This window comes from Sphingobium mellinum (assembly GCF_037860795.1).
Taxonomy (GTDB): domain Bacteria; phylum Pseudomonadota; class Alphaproteobacteria; order Sphingomonadales; family Sphingomonadaceae; genus Sphingobium; species Sphingobium mellinum.
In genome coordinates, this window is sequence record NZ_JBANRK010000001.1 from 664,566 (window position 1) to 681,840 (window position 17,275).

Annotated in this window: 18 protein-coding genes; 8 read left to right on the forward strand and 10 right to left on the reverse strand. The window is 63.9% G+C overall.

All coding sequences use genetic code 11. The features are described from left to right. Window positions 1-111: 111 nt before the first annotated feature. Complete coding sequence (locus AAC640_RS03370) at window positions 112-552, reverse strand: glycine zipper 2TM domain-containing protein (RefSeq protein ID WP_340264656.1); 441 nt, start codon at window positions 550-552, stop codon at window positions 112-114. Between the two features lie 243 nt (window positions 553-795). On the opposite strand from AAC640_RS03370, the gene AAC640_RS03375 reads away from it, so the two are divergent. Beyond that, complete coding sequence (locus AAC640_RS03375; protein ID WP_340264657.1) at window positions 796-1,815, forward strand: esterase-like activity of phytase family protein; 1,020 nt, start codon at window positions 796-798, stop codon at window positions 1,813-1,815. Between the two features lie 144 nt (window positions 1,816-1,959). Here the strand turns inward: AAC640_RS03375 and rpmB are convergent, their stop codons facing one another. After that, entirely contained in the window at window positions 1,960-2,253 is a 294-nt protein-coding gene (gene rpmB / locus AAC640_RS03380; protein ID WP_340264658.1) for a 50S ribosomal protein L28, read from the reverse strand. Window positions 2,254-2,409: 156 nt separating this feature from the next. Here rpmB and AAC640_RS03385 point away from each other — a divergent pair, with 156 nt between their 5' ends. Together AAC640_RS03385 and AAC640_RS03390 are read left to right on the forward strand one after the other, a co-directional pair. Continuing rightward, a complete protein-coding gene (locus tag AAC640_RS03385; RefSeq protein ID WP_340264659.1) occupies window positions 2,410-2,631 on the forward strand; it encodes a hypothetical protein in 222 nt (73 codons plus the stop codon). Window positions 2,632-2,670: 39 nt separating this feature from the next. Next, the gene (locus tag AAC640_RS03390; RefSeq protein WP_340264660.1) at window positions 2,671-3,129 is read left to right on the forward strand and encodes a nucleoside deaminase; all 459 of its coding nucleotides are present in this window, start codon (window positions 2,671-2,673) and stop codon (window positions 3,127-3,129) included. On the opposite strand, the gene AAC640_RS03395 is transcribed toward AAC640_RS03390, so the two are convergent. Then, entirely contained in the window at window positions 3,091-4,992 is a 1,902-nt protein-coding gene (locus AAC640_RS03395) for a hypothetical protein (RefSeq protein WP_340264661.1), read from the reverse strand. The genes AAC640_RS03390 and AAC640_RS03395 overlap by 39 nt on opposite strands. Before the next feature lie 47 nt (window positions 4,993-5,039). On the opposite strand from AAC640_RS03395, the gene AAC640_RS03400 reads away from it, so the two are divergent. Further along, window positions 5,040-5,456 (forward strand): GtrA family protein, encoded by a 417-nt coding sequence (locus tag AAC640_RS03400; protein WP_340264662.1) that lies wholly within the window; start codon window positions 5,040-5,042, stop codon window positions 5,454-5,456. Window positions 5,457-5,498: 42 nt separating this feature from the next. Here AAC640_RS03400 and AAC640_RS03405 read toward each other — a convergent pair whose 3' ends face one another. Genes AAC640_RS03405 through AAC640_RS03415 form a run of 3 tightly spaced genes read right to left on the reverse strand, consistent with a single transcriptional unit; the run spans window position 5,499 to window position 7,938 of the window. Further along, entirely contained in the window at window positions 5,499-6,305 is an 807-nt protein-coding gene (locus AAC640_RS03405; RefSeq protein WP_340264663.1) for a LytR/AlgR family response regulator transcription factor, read from the reverse strand. Continuing rightward, window positions 6,302-7,408: a sensor histidine kinase gene (locus AAC640_RS03410; protein ID WP_340264664.1), complete on the reverse strand. Its 1,107-nt coding sequence runs from the start codon at window positions 7,406-7,408 to the stop codon at window positions 6,302-6,304. The genes AAC640_RS03405 and AAC640_RS03410 overlap by 4 nt, the downstream gene beginning before the upstream one ends. A gap of 47 nt (window positions 7,409-7,455) precedes the next feature. Next, a complete protein-coding gene (locus AAC640_RS03415) occupies window positions 7,456-7,938 on the reverse strand; it encodes a winged helix-turn-helix transcriptional regulator (RefSeq protein WP_340264665.1) in 483 nt (160 codons plus the stop codon). A 112-nt stretch (window positions 7,939-8,050) separates the two neighbouring features. Here AAC640_RS03415 and AAC640_RS03420 point away from each other — a divergent pair, with 112 nt between their 5' ends. From AAC640_RS03420 to rplL, 4 genes are all read left to right on the forward strand, one after another. Then, the gene (locus tag AAC640_RS03420; protein WP_340264666.1) at window positions 8,051-10,156 is read left to right on the forward strand and encodes a RelA/SpoT family protein; all 2,106 of its coding nucleotides are present in this window, start codon (window positions 8,051-8,053) and stop codon (window positions 10,154-10,156) included. 64 nt (window positions 10,157-10,220) lie between these two features. Further along, a complete protein-coding gene (locus tag AAC640_RS03425; RefSeq protein ID WP_340264667.1) occupies window positions 10,221-10,892 on the forward strand; it encodes a LysE family translocator in 672 nt (223 codons plus the stop codon). Between the two features lie 262 nt (window positions 10,893-11,154). Beyond that, window positions 11,155-11,670 carry a 50S ribosomal protein L10 gene (rplJ, locus tag AAC640_RS03430; RefSeq protein WP_340264668.1) on the forward strand — a complete coding sequence of 172 codons (516 nt, stop codon included), beginning with the start codon at window positions 11,155-11,157 and terminating at the stop codon, window positions 11,668-11,670. Between the two features lie 78 nt (window positions 11,671-11,748). Further along, window positions 11,749-12,123 (forward strand): 50S ribosomal protein L7/L12, encoded by a 375-nt coding sequence (gene rplL, locus AAC640_RS03435; protein ID WP_340264669.1) that lies wholly within the window; start codon window positions 11,749-11,751, stop codon window positions 12,121-12,123. 118 nt (window positions 12,124-12,241) lie between these two features. Here the strand turns inward: rplL and AAC640_RS03440 are convergent, their stop codons facing one another. The 4 genes from AAC640_RS03440 to AAC640_RS03455 all read right to left on the reverse strand — a co-directional run bounded on the left by AAC640_RS03440 (window position 12,242) and on the right by AAC640_RS03455 (window position 17,235). Next, complete coding sequence (locus AAC640_RS03440; RefSeq protein ID WP_340264670.1) at window positions 12,242-12,748, reverse strand: energy transducer TonB family protein; 507 nt, start codon at window positions 12,746-12,748, stop codon at window positions 12,242-12,244. A gap of 305 nt (window positions 12,749-13,053) precedes the next feature. Beyond that, window positions 13,054-14,673: an NAD(P)/FAD-dependent oxidoreductase gene (locus tag AAC640_RS03445; protein ID WP_340264671.1), complete on the reverse strand. Its 1,620-nt coding sequence runs from the start codon at window positions 14,671-14,673 to the stop codon at window positions 13,054-13,056. A gap of 80 nt (window positions 14,674-14,753) precedes the next feature. Further along, the gene (locus AAC640_RS03450) at window positions 14,754-16,772 is read right to left on the reverse strand and encodes a TonB-dependent receptor family protein (protein WP_340264672.1); all 2,019 of its coding nucleotides are present in this window, start codon (window positions 16,770-16,772) and stop codon (window positions 14,754-14,756) included. Between the two features lie 52 nt (window positions 16,773-16,824). Then, the gene (locus AAC640_RS03455) at window positions 16,825-17,235 is read right to left on the reverse strand and encodes a hypothetical protein (RefSeq protein WP_340264673.1); all 411 of its coding nucleotides are present in this window, start codon (window positions 17,233-17,235) and stop codon (window positions 16,825-16,827) included. Window positions 17,236-17,275: the final 40 nt, after the last annotated feature.

Genomic DNA, 17,275 nt, shown 5'->3' on the forward strand with positions numbered 1-17,275 from the left:
TTCTATGCCTTGAAGATAGCCGTTCGTTGCGGACGCGCCGACGCGAAGCGCGCCAAGGAAAAAGGGCCGCCCTGTCGGACGGCCCTCTCTGATCGCAAGCCCTGATGCCGCTCAGCAATCCCGGTCGATCGCCCGGCCGGCCAGTGCGCCCACGCCAGCGCCGATGATCGCGCCGGCCGTGCCGTCGCCACGCCGGCCATAACGCCCGCTGCCCCTGCCGATCTCGTTGCCCAGCAAGCCACCCGCAATCGCGCCGATGATCGTGCCGCCCGTGCCATTGTCCCGGCAGCGGTAGCCGCCGCGATAGCTGCGGTAATAATTGTTGCGATAGTAGCGATCGCCACGGTAACCGCGATAATAGTCACCCCGATAGCCTTGATCGCCCCGATAATAATCACCGCGATAGCCATAGCCCTGACCGCCGCGATAATAATCGCCGCGCTCGTAGCGGCCCCAGCCGTCATGCGCCTGGGCGGGGGCTGCGGTTGCTGCCAGGGAAGCAGCGCCCATCGCCAGCGCGGCCCCCAGATTGATCAGAAATTTCGTCTTCATGGCGTTGCTCCTCTATTCTGCGGTCGATTGGGGTGCGCTTATGATTCCGCCGCACCATCGATTGCCCCCCTTTTGCCTGATTCGCATTGAGCCGTGCCTGAATGGGCATGTCAGCCGCCGTTCAGCTGAAATCTCCATCGGTTCAGGGCTGAAGGCGACATATGCCGCCGCCCTCGGCCCGCTTTGCACCGGCGATCCGTCTCGATCATTGGTGGGGACGCTCACATTGCCTATGGCGGGGCGATGCGCCGAATCCTGATCGTCCTCCTGCTTGCGATCCTGCTGCTGCCGGCACCGCACAAGAACAAGCCACGGCTTTTCGGCCCCGGCCCGCTGCTCGTGACGGCCCGCTCGCTGCCGCTCCGCGCTGATGGGCCGGCCCGTTCGGTGGGCGCTCTCGACTATCTGGGCGGATGGCAGCTCACCAGCCCGCATCAGGGCTTTGGGGGCATATCCTCGCTGCTTGTCGACCAATCCGGCCACGTCCTGGCGCTGAGCGACTCCGGAACGCTGATGGGCTTCGCGATGCAACCCACGCGCGACAGCCGCCCTTTCATCGCGCCGATCCCGGTACGTCAGGAAGATCGGGACGAGCCCTGGTGGGCATGGGATTCCGAATCCATGGCCCATGACCCCGCCACCGACCGCTACTGGGTGGGATTCGAAATGCTGCAACGCATCTGCCGCTATGCGCCGGGCTTCGCCCGGGTCGAGGCCTGCCGCACCTGGCCAGAGATAGAAGCCTGGCCCGAAACCGGTTCGATCGAATCCATGGCCCGCCTGCCCGACGGTCGTTTTCTGGTGATCGCGGAAATGGGCATGGCCAGCGACGGCAGCCACGACACGCTGCTGTTCGGGGACGATCCGACCGAAAGTGGCACGGCAGCGCCCCTGCACCTGCGCTATGTCCCTCCTCGCGGCTATCGTCCGACTGACGCGGTCGCGCTGGACGATCGACACCTGCTGGTCCTCAACCGGCGGGTGACGCTGCAAAACCTGTTCACCGCCGTACTCGCCATCGTCGAACTACCGGCCCGCCCGCGCCCGGGCGAACTGCTCCAGGCGCGCAGCCTTGCCCGGCTCGCGCCGCCCCTGCTCGCCGACAATTTCGAAGGTCTGGCGGTCAGTCGGGAAGGCGAGCGCACTATTCTGTGGATCGCCTCAGACGATAATCACGAATTTTTCCAGCGCACGCTGCTGCTGAAATTCGCGCTGCGGCGGTGGAGCGCTTCTCAGCAGACGGACTCATCTGCTGGCTCGTAAAAGGCGGCCAATAAGGATCTGGAGCATCCGGGCCGAAGCCATCGGATGCAACATGCTTCAAGGGCGGGGACCGCCAATCCCCCACACGCAAAAAAGCGGCCCGTTGCCAGGCCGCCTCTTCAAAATGAACCGACGCGAACCGAATCAGGCGGCAGCGGCAGCCTGCTTCTTGGCGATGTCGCGCTTGAGGCGACGCGCCTTGAGCGACAGCTTGTCGTCATTCGTCTTCAGCAGCCAGTTGTCCAGGCCGCCATTATGCTCGACGGAACGCAGGCCGTGGGTGGACACGCGCAGCTTCACCGTGGTCTCCAGCGTTTCGGAGATCAGCGACACGTTCTGCAGGTTGGGCAGGAACACACGCTTGGTCTTGTTGTTGGCGTGGGACACGTTGTGACCCACCTGGCGGCCCTTGCCGGTCAGCTCGCAGATGCGCGACATAGTCAATCAACCTTGTAATTCGTGTTCGTTCGGAAAGCGGCGCCGATAGCGGGATTCCCGCCCCCCGTCAAGCCGCCCGGCCCCGACGATCGGACCGCCTCCGCAACCCTTTGCCCGCCTCGGACGTTTCCGCCCCATATCTCGAAGGAGAGCGAAATGCGACTCATTGGTGGCCTGTTGCTGGTTGTGCTGCTGATATTGGCTGGCGGCATAGCCACCGGCTTCATCAACCTGCAGAAGACGCAGGAAGGCAGCCTGCCCAAGATCGCGGTTGAAGGCGGCCAACTGCCGAAATTCGACGCCGAAGTGGGCAAGGTCGAGGTTGGGGCCCGCAACGAAACGGTGAAGGTGCCGACGGTGGACGTGAAGAAGCCCTGATCGTTTCGCCGCGTCTCGCAATGCTCTATGGGCGAGGGAATGGCTGCCCCGTTTCCTTTGCCCTTTCCCATGCGCCGCGCCCTGGATCTCGCGCATTCGGCCGAGGCCGCCGGCGAAGTGCCGATCGGCGCGGTCGTGACTTTGCACGGCGCGATTATCGGCGAGGGCGAAAATCGTAACCGGCGGGACAATGACCCCACCGCTCATGCGGAAATCGTCGCCCTGCGTCAGGCCGCCGCCAGGCTCGGCGACTTTCGCCTTGCCGACTGCGATTTGTGGGTGACCCTGGAGCCCTGCCCGATGTGCGCCGGTGCTATCTCCCATGCCCGCATCGCGCGTCTCTATTATGGCGCAGCCGATCCCAAAGGTGGGGCGATCGAACAGGGACCGCGCCTGTTCGCCCAGCCGCAATGCCTGCACCGCCCCGATGTCTATGGCGGCATGGCCGAAGCTGAAGCGTCAGCGCTGCTGCGCGCCTTTTTCGCTGCCCGGCGCTGAATAATCGATGCGATACAGCGTGTAGGGCAGCGTGAAGCCGCTCTTGAGCGGCACCGGGATCAGCCAGCCGGGCACCTCTCCCCGCATCAGCCGCGCATAGAAGCCGCGCGGGCTGCGCGCCTGATATACGGTGCCTTCGGGGAAACCCGGGCATATCAGCAGATAGGTGGCATGATGCCGTCCCGCGATCGCCCGGAAGCCTTCCGGGGCGCCGTCAAAGGCGTGATGGACGTCCAGTATCACGTTGCCGTTACGGTGATAGGGACCGGCGATGGCGCTCTGGTGGGTGGTCGCGATGATGCGGGGCCCAAGGTCGACCATGGTGAAGATGGTCGCGGACGGCAACTGGTTGAGCGCTTCCAGCGCCGGCAGGGACCGGCATCGGCCATTGGCCTTGTTGATCGCTTCCTGCCGCGCCTTGGTCGCCGGCTTCTGCGGCTTTGGCGCTTCGCCCGTCCATTCGGCCCAAAGGGTGTTGATCTGGGGGTAGAGCGGGGTGGCGAAGGCCGCCGCGCTCAGCAGCGCAGCCCCTGCCACGCCCAGCAGACGGATCAGCGGCCGCCCATATAGAAGAGCGCGGACCATCCGGTGCGCGGCCCAGGCGGCCGGGGGAATCGCCAGCAGCTGCGCCGCGGGACCAGCGCGCAGCTGCCAGAAAAGCAGCGCGGTCGAAAAGACCATCATCAACCCGACGGTCCCCCAGGCCCACAGCCGGTCGCTGTCCCGGCGCGCGTCCCACAGCGCCCAGACGAGGCCGAACACGCCGGCCGCCGGTATCGCCATCAGCGGCACGATCAGGCTGCGCGCTTGCGCCGTGATGGGCTTGGCCTCCCGGATATTGGCGAGCCACAGGCGCTGCAGTTCGGGCGAGATCTGATAGGCGCTGGACAGGCATTGTGGCCAGTTCAGCCAGGCAAAGGCCGCGACGCCGCCGCCGACCAGCAAACCCGCGCCCAGGCGCGCTGGCCAGCCGCGAAGGGGCAGCAACGCCAGCAGCGTCATCCCCGCGCCCACGGCGCCGAATATAGCGACCCAGACAGGCGATATGGCGTCGCACACCATGCGCCGATTGGCTTCGCTCGCAAACAGCAGGAAGAGGATGGAGACAGACCCGGACAGGCTCAGCGCATAGGGCAGCATTCGCCGGGCGGCGCCTTCCTTGAACACCCACCGCAACGCGATCAGCGCGCCGCCGGCGGCCAGGTAAACGATCATCTCCATGCCGATCGCGATCGACAGGGCGCTGGTGACGCCCGCGACCAGCCCGCCGCGCAGCCAGTTGCGGTCGACCAGACCGGCCAGCATCAGCACCGTGAACGCCAGTTGCCAGCCATGATGATCGATCCGCATCGGCACGAACATGCCGAGCCCCATTTGCGCGGCATAAGGCGCCAGAGCGGCGAGGATCCAGCCATTGCCGCCTGCCAGGCGCCGTGCGATGAAGCCCAGCCCCAGCATCAGCGGCAGCAGCGGAATCATCGGCGCGATCGCGCAGGCCAACCGATCCGCCATTCCCTGGTCGACAAAAGCGCGGAAGAACAGCATCAGCCCCGACAGCGGCAGGTCGACGAGCCGGGACCAGTGAATATCGAAACCGGCCGGCGGGTCGAGCCGATATTGACGCAGATCGTACCAGCCCTGCCCCACGAGCCAGTCCTTGACTTGCAGGTAACGGATATTGTCGTCGGTATCGCTGAGCGTCAGCCAGTGAATCTGCGGCCAATGCGAATAAAACAGCCAGGTGGCGGCCACCAGCCACATCAGAAAGGTCAGCCATTTCCAGTTCTGATCCGCCCAGATCGACAAGGCCGTCAGCGTGCGGATGGCACGACCGCGCAAGGTAACGCCGCTTTGCAAGTTCATGGCGGGTGGATTAGAGGCTCCGCATCAAAGCGCAACGGGGCGAGCACATGAAATTCCTGTCATCCCTGCCGCCCGAACGGCAGGCGCTGTTCTGGCAGATCGTCCGCTATGGCCTCAGCGGCCTTTTCGTCACGGCCTGTCAGGCTGTCATCTACTGGACCCTGGCGGCGCCCGTCGGGGTCCATCCGCAGATCGCCAACGTCATCGGCTATCTGACAGCGGTGATGATCGGCTATGTCGCCCACAGCGCCTTCACCTTTCGCGGCCATGGCAGCCGCGACAATGGCGCCAGCCGGGGCGTGAAGTTCGTCGCCGTGTCGCTGGTCAGCTACGCGCTCAATGCTCTGTGGGTCTATCTTTGCGTCACGCATATGCGCTGGCCGGAATGGTCGCCCATCCCGGCCATGCTGTTCGTCACCCCTGCCCTGGTCTTCGGCCTCAACCGGCAATGGGTGTTCAGATAGACAAGCGCTTGCCGCCGTTGGGTTCGGCCTTGTCGAGACCCGTCAATGCACGAAACGCGCCACCACATCCCGGTAGGAACGGCTGACCTTCACCTGCGCCCCTGATTCGAGCACCAGGAAACATTCCCCGTTGGTATGCGGCTTGACCTGCCGCACCTGGCTCAGATTGACGATCGTCGAGCGATGCACCCGCTGGAAATTGCGCGGGTCGAGCCGCTTTTCCAGATCCTTCATCGTCTCGCGCAGGATCAGCGAATTGTCGGCGGTGTAGATGCACATATAGTCGCCGGCCGCGTCTATCCGCTCGATCGAATCGACGTCGACGCGGAAAATCTGTCCGCGATCCTTGATGTTGATGAGCTTTTCGAAGCGATTGGACGCGGGCGCATCCTCGTCGCCACCGGCGTCGAAGTCGCTCATCGCATCGGGCGCAATCTCGGCCAGCACCTCGCGCAGCTTTTCTGCCTCCTGCACCTGCTTCTTTTCCGACAGCCGCTGGCGCACGCGGTCCAGCGCGTCGGCCAGCCGGCCTTCGTCGACCGGCTTCATAAGGTAATCGACCGCCTGCGCCTCGAACGCGCGGATGGCATGGTCGCTATAGGCGGTGCAAAAGATGAAGAGCGGGGGTTCGACCTCCATCAATCCCTGCACGACGGAAAAGCCGTCAAAGCCGGGCATCTGGATATCGAGGAACACAAGGTCGGGTTTATGCGTCTTGATAGCGCGGATGGCTTCGCGGCCATTCGAGCAGGTTTCGACTATTTCAACATCCTCATGCGCTTCCAGACGCAGCTTGAGGCCTTGGATAGCCAGGCTTTCGTCGTCGACGAGGATTGTTCTGATGGTCATGCGGCCACTTTCGATGGTTCATCCAGATTAAGCGGCATTTCGATCGAAACCGAAAAACCGCTAGGCGTGGAACGCGTCTCGAAGCTCTGGCGTTCCCCGAAGGCCTGAATCAGCCGATCCCGGATATTCGCCAGACCTACGCCTGTCCCCGCGCACGACGGAGTGTTCGGGCGCGTGAGCCCCTCGTTCAATCCCGGACCCGTGTCCGATACGACGATCCGGACATTTTCACCGGCAGGCTGCGCCGTAACCGAAATCTCGGCCCCCTCCTCCTTCGGGGTGACCGCATATTTGATCGCATTCTCGACCAGCGGCTGGAGCAGCAGCGAAGGCAGCCGCGCCTGTGCGACGGCGGGATCGATGTGGAAGACCGGCCGCAGCCGATCCTCGAACCGCATCTTCTCGATCTCCAGATAGAGTTTAAGCGTCTCGATCTCCTGCTCGATCGTGACATGCGCCGTCGGCTCGTTGATCAGCGTGTAGCGCAGGAAGGATGACAGGCGCGACAGCATCTGGTTCGCCCGATCGGTCTGCTTCAACAGCACCAGGGTCGAAATGCTGTTCAGAGTGTTGAACAGGAAATGCGGGTTGAGCTGGTAGCGCAGCATCGCCAGCTGGGCGCTGGACGCCTGGTTTTCCAGCCGGAGCAATTGATCCGCCTGCTCCTCCACCGTCAGATAGAAGTTGATCGCATAATAAAGCGCCGACCAGGCCCCAAGCAGAGTGATGCTGAGGTAAAAGGCCCCCAGGAACAGCTGCAACCCCGCTGTATCGCTGCCCCGATTCTGGGTGGAAAAGACCCAGGCGTCGATAGAGGCCACCAACGCGGCCGCCATCACGACCGTCAGGATCGACGCGCCCCAGGTAATGATCGGTCGCTGCCGCTGGAGGAACCGGAATATCACCGCAATCAGCAGCGTGACCGAATAGCCCGAGACGGTCGAGATCATGACCGGGATCAGGCTGGACAGGGGCTGCCCATTGGCAATGGTCGACGACCCGCGCAGCAGAAAGGCCCCTGCCCATCCAACCGATTGCAGGTTCCAGAAGGCGCGGTTCTTGTCAGCGAAAAAGGGCTGCGGCTGGATGCGATGCACGGACATTGCCGCCAGCCTAGGCGATTTGCCAGGCGGGGTGAAGCCGTCCCGCGTTAAGCGGCGGTCGCCGGCTCCTGCGTCATCGGCGTGATCTCGTCGGGGCACAGCCAGACCAGATCGCATAATTGAAGCTCCCGTCCGTCATGCGCCTGGATTGTCACCGGGCGGATCGGCCGCCCGTCGCGGCGATCGGCCAGCACCTGGCAGGAGACTGGCCCACAGCCCCATTTTTCCCCCCACTGCCGCAGCGCGATCATGACGGGCGCGAGCTCCTGGCCCTTTTCGGTCAGGCGATATTCCACCTTGCGCCGGTCGCACTGCATGGGCTGGCGCACCATGATGCCATTCTCCACCAGCCGGGCCAGCCGGTTGGCAAGGATGTTGCGCGCTATGCTGAGGGTCGACTGGAATTCCTCGAAATGAAGGATGCCCGACAGGGCGCCGCGCAGGATGAGGAAGGACCATCGTTCCCCCATAGCCTCCAGTGCGCTGGGTAGCGCGCACTGTTCCAGATCCTGCGCCAGGTTGTGCTTCATCGTCCCATCCAGATAGCGCAAAGCGGCGACCGTTGCAAAAGCGCAGCCGATTTGCCTCAAGATGGGATTTTTTTGTTGCACGGCAAGGCGCTTCCCGGACAATCGGGAAACAATGCTGCGTCAATATGAACTTGTCGAACGGGTGAAGCGCTACGATCCGGACGCGGACGAGGCGATGATCAACCGCGCCTATGTGTTTTCCGTCCAGAAACACGGGTCCCAGAAGCGCGCCAGCGGCGACCCCTATTTCAGCCACCCGATCGAGGTGGCGGGCATCCTGACGGACTTCAACCTCGACGACCAGACCATCGTCACGGCGCTGCTGCATGACACGATCGAGGACACGCTCGTCACCTATGAGGAGATAGAGAGCGCCTTTGGCCCCGACGTCGCGCGCATGGTCGACGGTGTCACCAAGCTCAGCAAGATCGAGGCGATGAGCGAAAATGAGCGGGCGGCGGAAAATCTCCGCAAGTTCCTGCTCGCCATGTCGGACGACATCCGCGTGCTTCTGGTGAAGCTGGCCGACCGCCTCCACAACATGCGTACACTCCACTTCATCAAGAATGAAGCCAAGCGCCGCCGCATCGCCCGCGAGACGATGGACATCTACGCGCCGCTCGCCGAGCGGATCGGCATGTACGACTTCATGCGCGAAATGCAGCTCCTCTCCTTCCGCGAGCTGGAACCCGAAGCCTATGACAGCATCACCAAGCGTCTGGAACAGCTGAAGGAGGGCGGCCATGACAAGGTCGACCGCATCGGCGCGGAGCTGCAACTGCTGCTCGGGGGCAAGGGCCTGTCGGTCACCGTCTCGGGGCGGGAAAAGCACCCTTATTCCATCTGGAAGAAGATGCAGGAACGCCATATCAGCTTTGAACAGCTGACCGACGTCATGGCGTTCCGGGTCATCACCGAAACCACCGAGGATTGCTACCGGGCGCTGGGCGTCATCCACCAGACCTACAAAATGGTGCCCGGCCGGTTCAAAGACTATATCTCCACGCCCAAGCGCAACGGCTATCGGTCTCTGCACACCACCGTCATCCATCAGGACAATGCGCGTATCGAGGTGCAGATTCGCAGCCGCGACATGCACAATGACGCCGAACTCGGCCTCGCAGCGCACTGGGCCTACAAGCAGAAGGGCGACGCGACCGACCATCATGCGGCGTGGCTGCGCGACCTCGTCGAAATCCTGGAACAGAGCCAGGATGCCGACGAACTGCTCGAACATACCCGCATGGCGATGTACCAGGACCGCATCTTCGCCTTTTCCCCAAAGGGAGAGCTGCACCAGCTGCCCAAGGGCTCGACCCCGGTCGATTTCGCCTATGCCGTCCACACCTCGCTCGGGAACCAGACGGTCGGAGCCAAGGTCAACGGCCGCGTGGTTCCGCTGCGCACCAGCCTGGAAAATGGCGATCAGGTCGAAATTTTGAAATCGGAAGGACAGGAACCGCAACCCGGCTGGCTGACCTTCGCCGTCACCGGCAAGGCGCGCGCCGCCATCCGCCGCTTCATCCGCCAGAAGCAGCGCGGCGAAGAAGTGGCGCTCGGCGAAAAACTCTATGAGGAGATCATCGGCCGCTTCCCGCACGAGCTGGCGAGCGAACTGGGCGACAAGGCTTTGAAGGCCGCGCTCAAGCGGCTGAAGCTGGAGGACCGCGCGGCGCTGATGGTCGCGATCGCCACGCACCGGCTGCGCGATTCTGAGGTGATGGAAGCGCTGATGCCCGGCTCCACCAGCGCCGAAGGCGTGGAGGAGGCGCATCCCCGCCAGCACGCGCCCGTCTCGATCCGCGGCCTGACGCCCGGCATCGCCTATAATCTGGGCGACTGCTGCCACCCTGTCCCCGGCGACCGCATCGTCGGCGTCCGCCGCACCGGCGAGCCGATCGAGGTCCACACGATCGACTGCCGCTCGCTCGAAGCCGGCCAGGACGATGATTGGATCGACCTTAGCTGGGACAGCAAGTCCAAGGGCGGCACCGCGCGGCTCCAGGTTATCGTCAAGAACCAGCCGGGCGCGCTGGCGGCGGTGGCGAATGTCTTCGGCGCGACCAAGGCAAACATTCTCAACCTCCAGCTGGTGAACCGCGAGGGGCCGTTCCACACCGACATCATCGACCTGGAGGTGCACGACGCGCAGCATCTCAACCGCATCCTTTCGGCGCTGCGCGCGCTGGATACCGTGGTGCAGGCGGACCGGGTCTAAGGGCATGGATGAGGCCGCGCCCCCATCATTTCGATTGGATGTGAACGAAGAATAGCCCATTTCCATGGCCATCAGCCTTTGGGGGGCATCGATGGATCTGACCGGTTTCGCGTTGACTGTCCTGCTGATTGAAATCACGCCCGGCCCGAACATGGCCTGGATGGCCGGACTCGCCGCGACGGAGGGACGACGCTTCGGCATGGCGGCGGTATGGGGCGTGGCGCTCGGGCTGCTCGTCAATGCCCTGCTTGCGGTGCTGGGTCTGTCCCTCCTGTTGGAAACGGCTCCCAAGCTGCTGGACTGGCTGCGCTATGCCGGGGCTGCCATGATGCTGTGGCTGGCGATCGACGCATGGCGCGGCGCTTCACCGACCGCCCGATCGCTCCGTCCAGATCAGGGCGTACAGCGCGCCTTTATGACCGGCGCGTTCATCAACCTGTTCAATCCCAAAGCCTATCTGTTCTTCCTGGTGGTGGCACCGCAGTTCCTGAACGGCGCCGTGCTTGGCCTGCACACCGCACTGATCCTGTCGCTGATCAGCGTCTCTATTGCTACGATGATCCACTTGGTCATCGTGCTCACCGGCAGCGGACTGCATGGATGGCTGACAGGGTCAGGACGGGCCACGATCGTGCGCCGCGTCTTCGCTCTTGTCATGCTGGCGGTCGCCCTGTCCTTCCTTGTGACGAAAACGCCACAACAGATTCGGCGTGACACAGCTGCCCGATTTCTGTAAGGCGCGCCCAGCAGGCCACCGGCAGCAATGTCGATGGCCTTCCGTCCGAGACAGTTGGTGAAGGGAATCTGCCCTTCTTAATTTCCAGCCTAGACGGGGAAAAGTTCTTTACCGGCCGGGCTTGCCCGTTCCGGGTCTGCCCTGTTCGCGATTGAGTGGATTCGGGCCAGTCGACCTCTCCCCTTCGGACTTAGTGCCCTGTGGCTTGCCACGGGTTTTAGCCGTTCGCCGGGCAACCGGCGGACATGAAGTGGAGAATGGCATGGATCGTAATCAGAAAGCTGAGGTCGTTTCCGCGCTGAACGCACATCTGGCAGAGGTCGGCGTGGTCGTCGTGACCCGCAACCTCGGCATGACCGTCGCCCAGTCGACGGACCTGCGCCAGAAAATGCGCGAAGCCGGCGCGACCTTCAAGGTTACGAAGAACCGCCTCGCCAGGATCGCCCTTGAAGGCACCGACTATACCAGCCTCAGCAGCCTGCTGACTGGTCCGGTCGCTCTTGCCTCCTCGGCCGATCCGGTCGCAGCCGCCAAGGTTGCGGTCGAATTCGCCAAGACCAACGACAAGCTTGAGATCGTTGGCGGTGCGATGGGCGAAGTGCTGCTGAACGCGGAGGGCGTCAAGGCGCTCGCCTCGATGCCGTCGCTGGATGAACTGCGTGCGAAGATTGTTGGGCTGCTCGTTGCACCCGCGACCAAGCTCGCGACCGTCACCCAGGCGCCGGCTGCGCAGCTCGCGCGGGTTTTCAACGCCTATGCGGAGAAGGACGCGGCCTGATCGGCCTCGCCTGTTCCGGACTAACGTTTTCAACACTCATTGCAGGGGCTTTCGCCCCGCCCAGAAGGGAATAGTAACATGGCAGATATCAATGCTCTGGTCGATCAGCTGTCGGCCCTGACCGTACTCGAAGCCGCCGAGCTGTCGAAGGCTCTGGAAGAAAAGTGGGGCGTTTCGGCCGCCGCTGCCGTCGCCGTCGCTGGCCCGGCTGCTGCCGCTCCGGCCGCTGCTGCTGAAGAGCAGACCGAATTCGACGTGATCCTGACCGGCGACGGTGGCAAGAAGATCAACGTCATCAAGGAAGTCCGTGCCCTCACTGGCCTGGGCCTGACCGAAGCCAAGGCGCTCGTCGAAGGCGCGCCGAAGGCGATCAAGGAAGGCGTCAGCAAGGACGAGGCCGAGAAGGTCAAGAAGCAGCTTGAAGAAGCCGGCGCGACCGTCGAACTCAAGTAATCGGGTTTCGCCCCGCGGCATGCGGGGCGTCGATCCGGCAAGAGGGAAAAAGGGCGGCATCTCGCGATGCCGCCCTTTTTCTAAAGGCTCGCCGCGCCGCAGCGGAAGTCGCTTGCCGTCAGCGCATGGCGATGAGAACGGGTTGGTCCGTCGCTGCCACCGCCATCGTCCGCGCCCGATGCTCGGCACGCAGGACGGTGAGCATGCTTTCTTTTTCCGCCGCGTCGTTTGCGACGACGATCCACGCCTCGAAGCGAGAGCCTGCTCTCACCTCTTGCGGCAGAGGATACAGCGAACCCATGCTGCGGATCGCACGCAGCGATAGGCGGTTGATGTCTGAAGAGGTTGACGGTCCCGCCAAATCAACATCGGCGGGGCGGCCTTGGTCGTTCAGCCGGAACTGCACACGCGCATAACCCGTCGACGCGCGGTCGCCGTAAAGCGCGCTGGCATTGCGGATACCCCGCGACAGGCGCGACGCTGCACGGTCCGTCCATTTGCTGTAGCTGATTTGGCTCTTCTCTGGCGCTACGACGGTCAGTTGGCCGCCGCCCGCACGGGCAATCGCCGCCCCAGGCGAGATGAGGCAGGCGCACAGCGCCACGATGACAGGTTTGGCATACATTGCAGCCTCCTCTGCGTGTCTATCGATGTTTGTGAATGGATCTGCTGCGGCAGCTTCCCGCTGGCCGAGAGCAGGAACCGCTTTATATGGGAAATGCGAAGTCGATGATAATGAATATATGTCCGCAAACTCATGGGCATATCAAATAGTTCAGAAACCGTTCATTTCCGTAACGGAATGAGTGACAGCAGGGCACTTTTCTTGCCGGATGACAGGATGCCGCCGCAACGTGCGAAGAGCGTTTGGCTTTTTGCCGGCTGCCCCTGCGGCAAGGCCACTGCGACTCAACGGCGCCGCGGCCCGCCCTATGCGGCAATGTCGATCGCGATTGCTTCGGCAACCTTGATCCCGTCGATCGCGGCCGACAATATCCCGCCGGCATAGCCCGCGCCCTCGCCCGCCGGATAGAGGCCGCTGACGTTGAGGCTCTGAAAATCCCCGCCCCGCGTTATACGGATCGGCGAGGATGTACGCGTTTCCACCCCCGTCATCACGGCATCGGGATGATCATAATTGGCGATCTGCCGACCAAATAGGGGCAGCGCCTCACGAAATGATTCGATCGCGAAATCCGGCAGGCATCGGGACAGGTCGGTCATGGTGACCCCTGGTTTGTAGGAAGGCGTCACCGCTCCCAGCCCGGTCGAGGCGCGCCCCGCCAGGAAATCACCGACCGTCTGGCCTGGCGCCCAATAGGAGGAGCCGCCCGCGACAAAAGCCATCTCCTCCCAGTGGCGCTGGAGTTCGATGCCCGCCAAGGGGCCGCCGGGATAGTCCCGCGCGGGGTCGATACCGACCACCAAGCCGGAATTCGCGTTGAATTCCGCGCGACTATACTGGCTCATGCCGTTGGTGACGACACGCCCTTCCTCGGATGTCGCGGCGACCACGCGCCCTCCCGGGCACATGCAGAAACTGTAGACGGTGCGGCCATTCTCGCAATGATGCGCAAGGCTATAGGCTGCCGCCCCCAGAACCGGATGCCCGGCGCATTGGCCATAGCGAGCCCGGTCGATCCAGCTTTGCGGATGTTCGATCCGCACGCCGATCGAAAAGGGCTTGGCTTCGATATGCACGCCCTGGCGATGCAGCATCTCGAAAGTGGGCCGTGCGCTGTGCCCTACGGCCAGCACGACGTGGTCGGCCTCGATGAAGCCGCCATCGGACAGGTGCAGCCCGCGCAGCCGCTGCCGGCCGTCGGCCTGCCGCTCGAGTTCGAGATCATCGACCTTGTGCTGCCAGCGATATTCGCCCCCCAGCCCTTCGATCTGGCGACGCATGCTCTCGACCATGGTGACGAGGCGAAAGGTGCCGATATGCGGATGCGCCTCTGTCAATATGTCGTCCGGGGCGCCTGCCGCGACGAACTCCTCCAGCACCTTGCGCCCGAGGAAGCGCGGATCCTTCACTCGACAGTAGAGTTTGCCGTCGGAAAAAGTGCCGGCCCCGCCTTCGCCGAACTGGACATTGCTGTCGGGATTCAACTCCGCCCGGCGCCACAGGGCCCAGGTGTCCTTGGTCCGTTCGCGCACCACCTTGCCTCGGTCGAGGATGATGGGGCGGAACCCCATCTGCGCCAGGATGAGGCCGGCAAACAGGCCGCATGGCCCCGCACCGACGACGACCGGCCGCTTGCCCGACCAGCCCGGCGGCGCCTTGGCGACGAACCTGTAATCGGTGTCCGGACGCGGCCGCACATCATGATCGCCGGCAAACCGTTCCAGTACCGCCTGCTCGTCGACGAGTTCGACATCCACGGTATAGACCAGCTGGATCGCGCTTTTCCTCCGCGCGTCATTGCCCCGCCGCACTACGACATGGCGGATCAACTCCTGCGGCTCCAGCCCGAGCCGCGCGCAAATGACGGCGGGCATCGCCCCGGCAGGGTGGTCGAGGGGCAGTTTAAGACCGGAGACACGCAACATGGCGCCGCCTCTAGCCCTTATTGCCCCCGCGCTCCACCCCCTCAAGAGGATAGGCCGGCGCCCTTTCAGAGCAGCGCGGCCTAGAAGTGGGCACGCACCCCGCCATAAAAGGCGCGCCGTTCGATCGGATAGAAGGTCGCCTGCCCCGTATAGCGCACCACCGCACCGATATCGCCGACGGCGCGTGTCTGCGTAAGGTTCCGCGCGTCAAGAAACAGCGCCATGCCTTTCGCAACCCGTGCCTCGGCGCCGAGGTTCAGCGTCACATAGCCGTCGACGCGGTGGCTGTCGGCATAGTCCGCCCAGGCGCCCTGTGGCACCCATTCGACCGCTGGAGAGAGGCTGGCGCGCTCTGTTCCCAGCTTGAGTTCCGCGCGGTAGAAATGGCGTGGCACGACAGGCAGGCGATTGTCACCAAATTGCACGTCTCCGCGAAAGCGGAAGTCGCTATATTGATAGACCTGCCGCAGTATCGCCCAGGGGGTCAGCGCCAGGTCCAGCCCTGCCTCGATCCCCTGATGCCGGGTCTGGCCTGCATTGAATGTGGAAGCGGGGATGACTCCGGCCTGCACATTATATTGCAGCATCTCGCCCCGTATGTCGGCGCGATAGAGGCTGACATCCCAGTGGGCCACGCCCAGCGTGCCCCGAGTCCCGATCTCCGCCGTCCAGGCCCGCTGCGCATCGAGCGGCGTGAAGCCAGGCAGCGGAACGCCGCCGGCGTCGACGGCCGTCTGGCCCAACTCGATGAAGCCGGGCAGCTCCACCGACCGGCTGTAATTGGCGTAGAGCTGCACCGCCTTGGCCGGTTCGAACAGCAGGCCGAATTTCGGCGCGAAACTGTCGAAAGACACATCGCCGCTGCGTATGGGAACGAGGCGGTTGTCGAGCCGCCGTTCGCCATGCGTGAGGACGCCACCCGCTATGAGCCATAGCCCCATCACCGGCGCCACCCGCGCTTCGCCATAGCTGTTGATCGTTTGAGCATGGGCCCGTTGCACCGACATCAGCGCGCCGGGCTTGCCATTCACATTGGCGAACTGCCGGAAATCCCCCCTGCCGAACCGGGCCTGAGTGCCCAGCGTCAATTCTACCGGCAGGCCAGCAAGGTGGCCCGCCCAATCCAGGCTCGCGAACAGCCCTCGATCTTCCGACTTCTGGTCGACTACCTGATAGATCGGATGATTGAGCGCCTTGCTGTTGTAATAGACGCCGAAGGCCAGCTGCCCGCCTTCGATCTGTACTGTCGTGCGGTTCTGCAACCGGATTGAATCGATGTTGCGCGCCTGATCGCCGACAACACTGCCCTTCCCGGGATCATCCAGCACATCGCCTTCGGTCAGCGCGCCCGACAGCTTCTGCCGGATCGTCTGCGCGCTGGCGTAGAAGCGCGTCTCGACATTTTCGCTGAGCTTCAGGCCGACATTGCCGTTGAAGCGCAGCGCCCTGCGCTCACCATGCGCACGGTCGCCGTCCGAACGATCCGCGGTGATCGCCATCCACGCATCGCCCCGTGCGTCGGCATAGCCATAGGCGGCCTTGGCGCGCAGCGTGTCGAACGATCCGCCGTCGATCCGCAGCTCCGCGCCCGGCGCCGTGCGCCCGGTCGGCGTCACTGCGTTGATCGCCCCGCCCAGCGTCGATCCGCCCAGCCGCAGCGCGTTGCCGCCGCGATAGACCTCCAGATGCTGGAACACGGCCGGATCCAGCTCCTGGAAGTCGCCATTATCGTCCGCCATGTTGATCGGAATGCCATCCTGCAGCAGCGTCAGCCCGCGCATATGATAGCCGCGCGACAGGCCAGAGCCCCGGATGGATATCCGGACCTCCTGCCCGAAGCGCGGCTGCGTATAGACGCCCGGCGAAAAGGCGAGCGCGTCGCGCAGCGACACGGCGACCTTGTTCTCAAACGTCTCGGCGGCGACGACATCCACGCCGCCCGCCGTCCGCTGAGCGCGCGTGACAGCCATCTCGACCGGCGGACTGGCGGTGACGATAATGCGGCTGTCCGGCCCCTCATCGGCGAAAGCGGGGATGGAAAGAAAAGAACAGGCAAGCGCGCACAGCGATACGCCGCGCGAAAGCGTGAAATGCAACATGGATGAAACCTTCTGAAAATTGCAGGATGCGGCAGGCAGCCGGAGGAGGATTTCAGAAGGTCGGGGGAGGACCGGATGAAGGTGGCGGCGGCGCCGCCAGTCGAGCAATGTCGCCGGTCTTGAGCGCAAAGGCAATCGCCCCGAAGGCCAGCTGCCAGGCGGGCAGCGCCAGGTCGGCGAGGACGAGCGGCGGCACCAGCGGCTGGATCGACGCGGCAAAGGCGCAATGTTGCTGTGCCGGCGCGCCCTCGTCACGCGGATGGCCAGGCTTGCCAGGCGCCCGGTCGCGCGCAATCAGGACGTTTACGGCACCCTGGCCGGTGCACAGCGTCACCACAACGCCGCGATCCGTCCGAACCGGCATGAAGCCGGACGGAGCAACCAGCTGGATGGCAAGGACAAGCAGAGCCAGCGCCGCAAGCACGGCTCGCCAGCCCTCGGAATGTCTGATCGCCCCCAGCATTGGGGCGCCTTAGCGGTCGGGCGAGCCGCTGTCATCAGGG